We start from the raw sequence: 11,392 nt of genomic DNA, 5'->3' as shown, positions 1-11,392 counted from the left end.
CCCCCGTAGCGTCCCCTCCGCCCCCTTCCGCGGCGCCCGGCGCCGGACGCCCGGGCGGACGGTTCTGGATACCGGCGGCGGCCGGCGCGCTGGCCGCATCGGTCGTGTGGGGCGCCGTCCTGGCGCTGACCGGCGGGAACGACGGAAGCGAAGGCGCCCCCGACGTGAGCGCCTACCGGACCGGCGTGGACCTGTGCAAGGAGCAGTCCACCAAGGCCTTCGAGCGCCTCTTCACCCTCAAGGACCCCAAGCCGGCCACGCTCCGGCACGCGAACATGGACCGCAGCGAGTGCAACCGCGACCTGGAGCGGAAGGGGTCGGAAGGCGACCGTCCCACGATGCTCAGCGCCTCCTTCAGCCTGCACCGGAAGGCCGACCCGGGGCCCGCGTTCGTCGCCGAGGCGGAAGGCGCCGACTACCTCCCGGGTGCCAAGACCACCGTCAAGAAGATCCCCGGCCTCGGGGAGCGCGCGTACCTCGTGGAGACGAACTTCGAGTTCGCCCGCTTCTTCACCCTGAGCGTCCAGGACGGCGGGGCCGTGTACGTCGTGAAGTACACCGGCGGCCCCCGCCCCGAGGCGGAGAAGGACGGCGACGCCGCCGGCGGCGCGAAGGTGGAGAGTGCCCTCATCGAGGACACCAAGACCACACTCGCCGCGCTCAGACGGCCTTGAGGCCCTGCGGGGAACCTGGGGGGCGCCCTCTCGGGGGCACCCCTAGGGGCAGGCACGCGCCCGACGGCCCGCGCGCCTACCCCCAGTACGGCGAAGGGCGCCTCTCCGGGAAGTGCCGGAGCCGCGGCTCAAATTCGGGAGCGAGGATCCAATCGGTGGGCAGAACCTTCAAATACCGCAAGCGCACAGCAGGGTATGGCGGCCTCGCGGCCGATCTGGAAGCGGAAGCGATTGCTTCGGGCGTCCGCCCTTCGTATGGGCTGCAGATTCACAAGGCGGTCCACCTGTCGTTCCCACAGGAAGGGGTGCACTGGAAGGACGCGGCATGGCTGGCCTTTTCGTTGTCCCTGCACGCTCCCGCTCTGTCTTCCGACTACCCGGGCGGCTTGACCATTCAGGTCGTCTCCTTGACTTTCCCGCTCAGTGACTATCGGTCGGAGGTCGCGGCTCTGGCGATGGACGGATGGCTTCGTGAGGAATTCGGTCTCGCAGATCTAGGGATGAGTGTGGTTTTCGACCGGGCGGCGGAGAAGTACGTCTTCCGGTGGGGCGGGACCCAGAGCCCATTTTCCGACGACACAGCCACAAGGTAGGGCCGGTGGAGGCACCGGCGGCGGGCGGCGTACGCCTTCGTCGCGGGGGCCGGCCGCATCCCGCTCAGGGTGATCGCGTACAGGCGCCTGTGATCCGCCGTTTACGTGCAGATGGCACCCTTGAACCATGAACGATGCCTCCCCTGCCCCCCGCCGCCCCCGTGTCCGTGCCCCCGAGCTCATCGGTGAGGGTGGCTGGCTGAATACGGGAGGGGAGGAGCTGTCCCTGGCCGCGCTGCGCGGGCGGATCGTGATCCTCGACTTCTGGACGTTCTGCTGTGTGAACTGCCTGCACGTTCTCGACGAGCTCCGGGAGCTGGAGGAGAAGCACCGGGACACCACGGTGATCATCGGGGTGCACTCCCCGAAGTTCGTGCACGAGGCCGAGCACCAGGCCGTCGTCGACGCCGTGGAGCGGTACGGGGTCCACCACCCCGTACTGGACGACCCCCAGCTCGCCACCTGGAAGCAGTACGCCGTCCGCGCCTGGCCCACGCTCGTCGTCATCGACCCGGAGGGGTACGTCGTGGCGCAGCACGCGGGCGAGGGGCACGCGCACGCCCTGGAGGCGCTGGTCACCGAGCTGGAGGCGGAGCACGAGGCGAAGGGGACCCTGCGGCGCGGGGACACCCCCTACGTGGCCCCGGAGCCGGTCGCCGGGGCGCTGCGCTTCCCGGGGAAGGCCCTGGCCCTGCCCGGAGGCACCTACCTCGTATCGGACACCACCCGGCACCAGCTCGTCGAGCTCGCCGCCGACGGCGAGACCGTCGTCCGCCGGATCGGGACGGGGGAGCGCGGGTTCAGCGACAGCCCGGTGCGGTTCAGCGAGCCGCAGGGCCTGGCGCTGCTGCCGGACGGGCGGGTGGCCGTCGCCGATACGGTCAACCACGCGCTGCGCGTCTACGACCCGGAGACCCACGAGGTCGGCACGCTGGCCGGCACCGGCCGCCAGTGGTGGCAGGGCTCGGCGACCGACGGGCCGGCGCGCGAGGTCGACCTGTCCTCGCCGTGGGACCTGGCCTGGTTCGCCGACCGGCTCTGGATCGCCATGGCCGGCGTCCACCAGCTCTGGAGCTACGACCCGGCCGCCGGAACGGTCGGGGTCGCGGCCGGCACCACCAACGAGGGCCTGGTCGACGGACCCGCCGCCGAGGCCTGGTTCGCCCAGCCGTCCGGGCTGGCCGTCACCGAGGACCGGCTCTGGATCGCCGACTCCGAGACGTCCGCGCTGCGCTACGTCGAGCGCGCAGAGGACGGCGACGGCTTCGTCGTCCGTACCGCCGTCGGCACCGGCCTGTTCGACTTCGGGCACCGGGACGGCGACGCCGCGCAGGCCCTGTTCCAGCACCCGCTGGGCGTCACCGCGCTGCCCGACGGCTCGGTCGCCGTCTCGGACACCTACAACCACGCGCTCCGCCGCTACGACCCGGCGACCGGACAGGTCACCACGGTCGCCACCGACCTGCGCGAGCCCTCCGACGCCGTCCTCGACGGCGACGACATCGTCGTCGTGGAGTCCGCCCGGCACCGGCTGACGCGGCTGCGGCTGCCGGAGGAGGCGGTACGGGTCGAGTCCGTGGCGCACCGCACCCGGCGCGAGGCGACCGAGGTCGCCCCCGGCGAACTGCTGCTCGACATCGTCTTCCAGGCGCCCGCCGGCCAGAAGCTGGACACCCGCTACGGGCCGTCCACCCGGCTGCTGGTCAGTGCCACACCGCCGGAGCTGCTCGCCGATGGCGCCGGCGCGGGCACCGACCTCGCCCGCCGCGTCGTCCTCGCGGACGGCGTCGGGGAGGGCGTGCTGCACGTCTCGGCGATGGCCGCGTCCTGCGACGACGACCCCGCCAACGAATACCCCGCCTGCCACGTGCACCAGCAGGACTGGGGCGTACCCGTCCGGGTCGTCCCCGGCGGGGCGGAGCGGCTGCCGCTGGTCCTGGCCGGGTTCGACGCGGACGCCTGACCCCGGACCCCGGGCTCCGGACCCCGGGCTCGGCGGCTACGGGGTCCACCGTCTACGGGCTCCGACGGCACGGGGTCCAGCGGCTACGGGGTTCAGCGGACGAACCGGTGGTCCTCCTCGACCACCGGGGCCGCCGGCGGCGGGGGCTGCGTGCGGCGGCGCTTGAAGATGGCGACGTACGCGTTGAGCCCGATGAGACCGGCGACCATGAGGATGAGGCCGGCGAGGGTGAGATTGACGCCTTCCATGTGCCAGTCGACTGCGAAGGTCAGGATCGCTCCTGTCGCGATCAGGCCGATGCACCATCCCATGCCCATGGGGTGTCTCCTTTCGGGAGCGGTCGGCCGCTTCACCGGAGCGCCTACCCCCGGGCCGGGTGGGGATGTGCCCCGGGCCCGCCCTTTCACCGTTTCGTGCGAGGGCAGGACCCCGTGCCCCTGAAACCGAACTGTCCGGCCCCTTAGGGGTGTCCCCTTCCGGGGAGGGCGAGCCGCGAGAGGCGGGGCCGGGGGTCGGCGCCCCTCACCCGCCCAGCGCGGCGCTCTCACTCGCCACCCAGTACGTCGTCCGCACCGAGTCGTCGATCCGCAGCTTCCCGCCGGGCAGCGCGGCCCGGACCTCGCCGCCCTCGACCGGGTCGCCGTTCGCCGCCTGGAGCGACACCGACAACTCCTTGGCCTCGCGCGGCTTCCCGCCGTCGGACGACGTGGGCCGCACCCCCGCGTACGCCGCCTTGCCGGCCGCCAGCCGTACCGGCTCCTTCGGCTTGCTGGCGGCGTCCATGTCGGCGGTCGCCTGGTCCTTGTCGAAGCGCAGGAACGGGAAGCCGTAGGCGGTGCACTCCTTCTTGGCCGTGGCGACCAGCAGCAGCGCGCCGGCCGGCTTCTTCGCGGGCCGGGCCTCGACCTTCACGTCGCCCGGAGCGCAGGCGTCGCCCTTCTTGGCGCCCTTGGCGGCGCTGTCCTCACCCGCCGCGCCGGGCGCGTCGGACGCCGTCGCCGCCGACTGGTCGCTCTTGCCGTCCCCGTCACCGCCCTTGCCGCCGCCGCCACCGCCGCAGGCGGTCAGCGTCAGGGCGGCCGCGGCGGTGAACGCGACGGCGGTGGTCCGCAGGAGGCGGTGGCTCATGGGTTCCCCCGGGTGGGATGTCGGTGGTTCGGTGGTGCGTCGACGGCGCGCCGTGCTCATCCCGCCCGCGGGGAGCGCCGGTTGGCGGTGCTGACGGTCGGTCAGCCCGCCAGGAAGGCGGCGAGGACGGAGGCGAGCAGATGCGGGTCCTCCGCGCCGCAGAGTTCACGGGCGGAGTGCATGGAGAGGATAGCGATGCCGATGTCGACGGTCGTGATGCCGTGCCGCGCGGCCGTGATCGGGCCGATCGTGGCGCCGCAGGGAACGGAGTTGTTGGAGACGAAGTGCTGCCAGGGCACGCCGGCCCGTTCGCACGCCTCCGTGAACACGGCCCGCCCGCCGCCGTCCGTCGCGTAGCGCTGGTTGACGTTGGTCTTCAGGATGGGGCCGCCGTTGGCCATCGGGTGGTGGCCGGGCTCGTGGCGCTCCGCGTAGTTGGGGTGGACGGCGTGGCCGGTGTCGGAGGAGAAACAGACGGTGCCCGCGAAGGCGCGCGCCCGGTCCTCGTACGTGCCGCCGCGCGCGAACACCGAGCGCTCCAGGACGTTCCCGAGCAGCGGACCCTCGGCGCCCGTGTCGGACTGGCTGCCGTTCTCCTCGTGGTCGAACGCGGCGAGGACGGGGATGTACGGCAGCGACTCGGAGGACACGGCGGCGGCCAGGGCGGCGGTGCCGGCGTGCACGGAGACGAGGTTGTCCATCCGCGGCCCGGCGAGGAGTTCGCGGTCGCGGCCGAGGTAGGCCGGCGGCTCGACGCTGTGCGTCATCAGGTCCCAGCCGGTGATCTCGTCGGCACCGACGCCCGCCTCTTCGGCGACGAAGCGGATCAGGTCGCCCTCGCGGACGTCGCCGAGGCCCCACAGCGGTGTCATGTGGCGCTGCCTGTCCAACGTCAGGCCCTCGTTGACGCTGCGGTCCAGGTGGATGGCGAGCTGCGGGACGCGCAGCAGCGCGCGGTCCACGTGGACGAGCCGGTGCTCGCCGCCGCGCAGGGTGATCCGGCCGGAGAGGCCCAGGTCACGGTCGAGCCAGGTGTTGAGGAGCGTGCCGCCGTAGATCTCCACGGCGATCTGGCGCCAGCCGTGCGCGCCGGTGTCGGGCAGCGGCTTGACGCGCAGGTTGGGGGAATCGGTGTGCGCGCCGACGATGCGGAAGGGGGTGGCGGCCGTCGCGCCCTCGGGCACGTACCAGGCGATGATCGCACCGCCGCGGAGGACGAACTTGCCGCCCGCCGAAGCGTCCCACGCGTCCGTCTCCGCGAGCTGCCGGAACCCCGCCTTCTCCAGCCGGGCCGCGGCGTTGGCCACCGCGTGGTACGGCGAAGGGCTCGCCGCCAGGAAGGACATGAGGTCGTCGGTGTGGCCGCGGTCGAAGCGGTGCGCAGTGCTCATGGCCTCAGGATAAGGAGCGGGGCAAGGGGCGCGCGGGGGCGCGGATCAGGGGGCACACGTCAGGAGGCGGGACTCCGGCTGGGGAGCGGGACACCCCTTACGGGGCGGGGGCGTTTCTTACGGGCCGGGGCTCCCCCGGGCGCCCCTAAGGGGCGCAGGCATCCCTTACGGGCCAGGGCTCCCCTAGGGGGTTGGGTATGCCTTACGGGGCGGGGGCATCCCTTACGGGCGGGGCCCCCTTACGGGTCGGGGCTCCCTTAAGGGTCGCAGGCATCCCGTACGGGTCAGGGCCGCCCCAAGGGTCGCAGGCATCCCGTACGGGTCAGGGCCGCCCCAAGGGGCGGGACGTCCCGTACGGGCAGAGGCGCCCCCCTACGGCAGAGGCGCCCCCCCACGGGCATGAGCGGAGCGCCCTCTACGACGCGGCGCGTCCGCCCCCACGGGCACGAGCGTCCGCTACGAGGCAGGGTCATCCCCCACGAGGCATGGGGCGCCCCTCACAAGACCGGGGCGCCCCTTACGGGCCGAGGCCCGCTCCGGTCGTTCTCGGAGCGGGCCTCGGGCGCTTGCCTGATCGCGTGATCGCCTGCGCGTGATCGCCTGCGTGCAGGCGTGCGTGCGTAGTCACACGCGTGCGTGCCTGCCTGCGCGCCGGCGCGCGTGGGCGGCTGCCGTCAGAAAGCGGCCTCGTCCAGCTCCATCAGCGACTGGTCGACGGACTCGGCGAGCGTGCGCTCGACCGAGACGCCGGGCAGCACGTTGGCGGCGAAGAACTTCGCGGCGGCGATCTTGCCGGTGTAGAACGCCTTGTCCTTGGCGGAGGCGTTCGGCAGCTTCTCCGCCGCCACGGCCGCGCCGCGCAGGAGGAGGTAGCCGACGACGACGTCACCGGAGGCCATCAGCAGGCGGGTGGTGTTGAGCCCGACCTTGTAGATGGACTTGACGTCCTTCTCGGTGGCGGCCAGGTCGGTCAGCATCGTGCCGACGATCGCCTCCAGCTCCCCGGCGGCCTTGGCCAGGCTGTCGCGGGCGCCGGCCAGCTCCTCGCCGCCGGCGGCCTCGGCGAGGAACTTCTTGATCTCCTCGGAGAGGGTGGTCAGCGCCTGGCCCTGGTCGCGGACGATCTTCCGGAAGAAGAAGTCCTGGCCCTGGATGGCCGTGGTGCCCTCGTAGAGCGTGTCGATCTTGGCGTCGCGGATGTACTGCTCGATCGGGTACTCCTGGAGGTACCCGGACCCGCCGAACGTCTGGAGCGACTGCGCCAGCTGCTCGTACGACTTCTCGGAGCCGTAGCCCTTGACGATCGGCAGCAGCAGGTCGTTGAGGCCGTTGAGCGCCTTCGTGTCCTCGCCCGCCGCCTCCTTGACCATGATCTCGTCCTGGACGGCGGCCGTGTAGAGGACGAGGGCGCGCATGCCCTCCGCGTACGCCTTCTGCGTCATCAGCGAGCGGCGCACGTCCGGGTGGTGCGTGATGGTGACCTTGGGGGCCTTCTTGTCGGTGAAGTTGGCCAGGTCCGGGCCCTGCACGCGCTCCTTGGCGTACTCCAGGGCGTTGAGGTAGCCGGTGGAGAGGGTGGCGATGGCCTTCGTGCCGACCATCATCCGCGCGAACTCGATGATCATGAACATCTGGCGGATGCCGTCGTGCTTCTCGCCGACGAGCCAGCCCTTGGCGGGGTGCTTGTCGCCGAAGGTCATCTCGCAGGTGTTGGACGCCTTGAGGCCCATCTTGTGCTCGACGTTGGTGGCGTAGACGCCGTTGCGGGCGCCCAGCTCACCGGTCTCGAAGTCGAACTCGTACTTCGGGACGAGGAAGAGGGAGAGGCCCTTGGTGCCCGGGCCGGCGCCCTCGGGGCGGGCCAGGACGTAGTGGAGGATGTTGTCGGCCATGTCGTGCTCACCCGAGGTGATGAACCGCTTCACGCCCGTGATGTGCCAGGAGCCGTCCTCCTGCTGAACGGCCTTGGTGCGGCCCGCGCCCACGTCCGAGCCGGCGTCCGGCTCGGTGAGGACCATGGTCGAGCCCCACTGCTTCTCGACCGCGATCTTCGCGATGTGCTTCTGCTGCTCGGTGCCCTCGGCGAACAGCACGCCCGCGAAGGCCGGGCCGGAGGAGTACATCCAGACGGCCGGGTTGGAGCCCAGGATCGTCTCGGCGAAGCCCCACAGGAGGCTGCGCGGCGCGACCGTGCCGCCGATCTCCTCCGGGATGCCCAGGCGCCACCACTCGGCGTCCATGTACGCCTGGTAGCTCTTCTTGAAGGTCTCGGGGATGGGCGCGGTGTTGGTCTCGGGGTCGAAGACCGGCGGGTTCCGGTCGGTGTCGGCGTAGGACGCGGCCAGCTCGTTCTCCGAGAGGCGGGCGATCTCCGACAGGATGTCCTTGGCGGTCTCGACGTCCATCTCCGCGAACGGGCCGGTGCCGTACAGCTTGTCGCGGCCGAGCACCTCGAAGAGGTTGAACTCGATGTCGCGGAGATTCGACTTGTAGTGGCCCATGACAACGGCTCCGTAAGGGGTGACGGGAGGGCGTTCCTCGTGCTTACCGAGTGCGTACCGATCGGTAATCTGCATGATGCTACCCACCGGTAATAAGAAGCAACCCCTGTTGGGCCAACTGTGACTGGTTACGCTTTGGCCCATGTACGGCTACGACCAGAACGTGGGACAACAGGGCTACGCGCCGCCGCAGCAGCCCGGCGGCTACGGCGAGCAGCCGCTCTACCCCGAGCCGTCGCCGCCGTCGCTCGCCGACGCGGTACGGGCCTTCACCACCGGCTCGATGTCCGCCGAGGACTTCCAGGTGATCTTCGCCAACTCCAAGGTCTACTGCCCCCGCGGCGACAACCCCGGCTTCCTCGCCCTGCACAACACCCAGCACCCGGTGATCCCGATGTTCACCTCCCTGAAGGAGCTGCGGCGCTACGCGGGCAAGGAGTCGAAGTACTTCGTCATCACCGGGGCGGAGGTGATCGACCTGCTGCCGACGGGGTACGGGTTCGTCCTCGACATGGAGGGGGACCACCGGATGGTGTTCGACGCGAAGGCGGTCGAGCAGATGGTGGACTTCGCGATGCGGCGGATGTACGGGTAGGGGGGGTGCCCCTGGCCCGCCCCTTCGCCGCTCGTCCTCAAGCGCCGGACGGGCTGGATAGTGCGCCCCGGGCGCCGTACTCAGCCCGTCCGGCGTTTGAGGACAACCGCGCGGAGCGCGGTTTCGGGGGTGCGGGGGGCGCAGCCCCTGCAAGAAACGGTGAAAGGGTGGGGCCGGGGCACCCCTACCCGGCGGTGGCCCGCCGATAGAGCCGCTCCACCGCGTCCCCGAAATACGAGCTGTACGACGTCTCCTCGTCGCCCCCCTCGTCCTTCCCGCCCAGGACCCCCACCACGGTCCCCAGCCCACTCCCCGCGTCCACATCCGTGAGCAGCGGACTCCCGCTCGTCCCCCCGGGCAGCCCCGCGCAGTCGAACCGCAGCTGCGTGGCGCTCTCCCGCCGCACCACGCTCTGGCAGGACAGCGGGCGCTCCGCCTCCCCCGGGTAGCCGAGGACCCGCGCCGGGCGGTCCGCCGCCGGGCGGAAGGCGATGCGCTCGGCTCCCGTGACGTCCTCAACTCGCGTATCGGTGCCCACCTGACGCACCCGCAGGAACGCGACATCGTGGTCCTCGTCCCGGTCCGTCATCCACTCGGGGTCGACGTCGATCGACGTGGGGACCCAGACCCCGTACGGCGCCTCGCCGTCGTGGTAGCCGGGGGCGAAGGCGACGTCGGTGCGGAAGCCGTCGGTGTACACGCAGTGGGCGGCGGTGACCAGCAGGTCGCCCTTCCGGCTGTGCACGACGCTCGCGGTGCAGCCGTGCGCGGGCTCGTCCTGGTCGGTGTAGAAGAGGGGGCCGATCGCGGGCGAGGGCTCCCGGGGAGTCGCTTCCAGGGGACGGGACGGCGGCAGCGGCTCGGTCCGCGTGCCGCGGGCCGCCCGCGCGGAGGCCGGGCGCGGCCTGCCGGGCTCGGTGCGCACGGCGGAGGTCATGGCGTCGGCGGCCTCGTCCCCCACCCCCTCCGGCTCCGTGTAGTGGCCCGACGACTCGCCTTCGGCCAGCGGACCGTCGATGGCCACGCCCCGGGTCGCGACCAGGACGCCGAGGAGGGCCAGGGCCAGCACGGTGGCGAAGAGGACGGTGTAACCGGCCTTGCCGGGGCCGGCGGATCTGGCACGCATTGATCAAGTGTCCACCCTTCGCGCGGTGACCGCCGAATGTCCGGAGGGTGTGGCCGGGAACATGCCTTCCTTGCAGGTTGTTCAGTCTTCAACTAAATTGGAGCCGACCCGGGGGACGGAACGTCCGAGGAGGGCGACATGCCTGCTGTAACTGTGGAGAACCCGCTGAGCCTGCCGCGCGTGACGGCGCCGGTGGGGCCGACGGCCCGTCCGGTACTGGCGGTGTCGACCGCGCCCGCGGGTCTGGAGGGCGAGGGATTCCCGGTCCGCCGGGCCTTCGCCGGCATCGACTACCGGCACCTCGACCCGTTCATCATGATGGACCAGATGGGCGAGGTGGACTACGCGGCCGGGGAGCCGAAGGGCACCCCCTGGCACCCGCACCGCGGCTTCGAGACCGTCACCTACCTCATCGACGGCACCTTCGTGCACCAGGACTCGCACGGCGGCGGCGGTGTGATCACCGACGGCGACACCCAGTGGATGACCGCCGGCTCCGGCCTGCTGCACATCGAGGCGCCGCCGGAGGAACTCGTGGTCAGCGGCGGCCTGTTCCACGGCCTCCAGCTGTGGGTCAACCTGCCCCGCAAGGACAAGATGATCGCGCCCAAGTACCAGGACATCCGGGGCGGCAACGTGAAGCTGCTCGCCTCGGAGGACGGCGGCGCGCTGGTCCGGCTGATCGCCGGTGACGTCGCGGGCCACGTCGGCCCGGGCGCCACGCACACCCCGATAACGATGATCCACGCCTCGCTCAGCCCCGGCGCCCGGCTGGTGCTGCCCTGGCGGCCCGACTTCAACGCCCTGGCCTACGGCCTCGCCGGGCACGGCTCGGCCGGCACCGAGCGGCGGCCGTTCCACAGCGGGCAGTCGGTGGTCTTCGGCGCCGGGGACGCGCTGGTAGTCCAGGCCGGGGACGTCCAGGACTCCCGCAGCGAGCGGTTCGAGGTGGTGCTGCTCGGCGGCCGGCCGCTGCGCGAGCCGATGATGCACTACGGCCCGTTCGTCATGAACACCCACGCCGAACTGGCCCAGGCATTCGACGACTTCAAGGCCGGCCGGCTGGGGACGATCCCGGCGTCCTGAGCCGTACGCGAGGCGCGGCCCCGGACCGTACGGGCCGTACGGTCCGGGGCCGTACGGCCGGACGATCCCGAGCCGCAAGCGCCGCCCGACCCCGAGCCGTAAGCGCCGCCCGACCCCGGGCCGCGAGCCCCGCACGACCGGCCGGCTCAGACCCCCACCCCTGGTCCATTCATCCGGTGAATCACCCCAATGAGTGAAGGTGGTCGGCGTTCCCCTCCCCCGGCGCGGGGGAAGAAATCGGGCCCGTCCTCTCCGGTCCCGCCCCGCGGGGGCCGCCGGGACGGTGCCGCGGACGCGGTGGGGGCTCGCCCGGTTCAGGGGGTGAGCCCCTGTCT

10 protein-coding genes are annotated in these 11,392 nt (G+C 71.9%); 5 read left to right on the top strand and 5 right to left on the bottom strand.

The genetic code is table 11. The features are described 5' to 3' along the window. From ACSNOK_RS24015 to ACSNOK_RS24005, 3 genes are all read left to right on the top strand, one after another. Positions 1 to 674: hypothetical protein (locus ACSNOK_RS24015; protein ID WP_436782835.1), on the top strand; the 674-nt coding region annotated here is incomplete at its 5' end. A 155-nt stretch (positions 675 to 829) separates the two neighbouring features. Continuing rightward, positions 830 to 1,267: a hypothetical protein gene (locus ACSNOK_RS24010; RefSeq protein WP_436782834.1), complete on the top strand. Its 438-nt coding sequence runs from the start codon at positions 830 to 832 to the stop codon at positions 1,265 to 1,267. Between the two features lie 127 nt (positions 1,268 to 1,394). Further along, positions 1,395 to 3,230: an NHL domain-containing thioredoxin family protein gene (locus ACSNOK_RS24005; RefSeq protein WP_436782833.1), complete on the top strand. Its 1,836-nt coding sequence runs from the start codon at positions 1,395 to 1,397 to the stop codon at positions 3,228 to 3,230. A 92-nt stretch (positions 3,231 to 3,322) separates the two neighbouring features. Here the strand turns inward: ACSNOK_RS24005 and ACSNOK_RS24000 are convergent, their stop codons facing one another. From ACSNOK_RS24000 to ACSNOK_RS23985, 4 genes are all read right to left on the bottom strand, one after another. Further along, positions 3,323 to 3,547 carry a DUF6458 family protein gene (locus ACSNOK_RS24000; RefSeq protein WP_436782832.1) on the bottom strand — a complete coding sequence of 75 codons (225 nt, stop codon included), beginning with the start codon at positions 3,545 to 3,547 and terminating at the stop codon, positions 3,323 to 3,325. Positions 3,548 to 3,752: 205 nt separating this feature from the next. After that, positions 3,753 to 4,358 (bottom strand): DUF4232 domain-containing protein, encoded by a 606-nt coding sequence (locus ACSNOK_RS23995; protein ID WP_436782831.1) that lies wholly within the window; start codon positions 4,356 to 4,358, stop codon positions 3,753 to 3,755. A 101-nt stretch (positions 4,359 to 4,459) separates the two neighbouring features. Continuing rightward, positions 4,460 to 5,749: a M18 family aminopeptidase gene (locus ACSNOK_RS23990; protein ID WP_436782830.1), complete on the bottom strand. Its 1,290-nt coding sequence runs from the start codon at positions 5,747 to 5,749 to the stop codon at positions 4,460 to 4,462. Between the two features lie 674 nt (positions 5,750 to 6,423). Then, positions 6,424 to 8,250: an acyl-CoA dehydrogenase gene (locus tag ACSNOK_RS23985; RefSeq protein ID WP_436782829.1), complete on the bottom strand. Its 1,827-nt coding sequence runs from the start codon at positions 8,248 to 8,250 to the stop codon at positions 6,424 to 6,426. Positions 8,251 to 8,392: 142 nt separating this feature from the next. Between ACSNOK_RS23985 and ACSNOK_RS23980 the strand changes: the two genes are divergently transcribed. Further along, positions 8,393 to 8,845: an SseB family protein gene (locus ACSNOK_RS23980; protein WP_004940035.1), complete on the top strand. Its 453-nt coding sequence runs from the start codon at positions 8,393 to 8,395 to the stop codon at positions 8,843 to 8,845. A gap of 184 nt (positions 8,846 to 9,029) precedes the next feature. On the opposite strand, the gene ACSNOK_RS23975 is transcribed toward ACSNOK_RS23980, so the two are convergent. Continuing rightward, positions 9,030 to 9,971 (bottom strand): trypsin-like serine peptidase, encoded by a 942-nt coding sequence (locus ACSNOK_RS23975; RefSeq protein WP_436782828.1) that lies wholly within the window; start codon positions 9,969 to 9,971, stop codon positions 9,030 to 9,032. Positions 9,972 to 10,109: 138 nt separating this feature from the next. On the opposite strand from ACSNOK_RS23975, the gene ACSNOK_RS23970 reads away from it, so the two are divergent. Further along, complete coding sequence (locus ACSNOK_RS23970; protein WP_436782827.1) at positions 10,110 to 11,057, top strand: pirin family protein; 948 nt, start codon at positions 10,110 to 10,112, stop codon at positions 11,055 to 11,057. Positions 11,058 to 11,392: the final 335 nt, after the last annotated feature.

Source organism: Streptomyces sp. URMC 126 (assembly GCF_051386555.1).
In the GTDB taxonomy this organism is placed as follows: domain Bacteria; phylum Actinomycetota; class Actinomycetes; order Streptomycetales; family Streptomycetaceae; genus Streptomyces.
The sequence above is the reverse complement of the archived record's forward strand: the minus strand, read 5'-3'. Positions and strand labels throughout refer to the sequence as shown.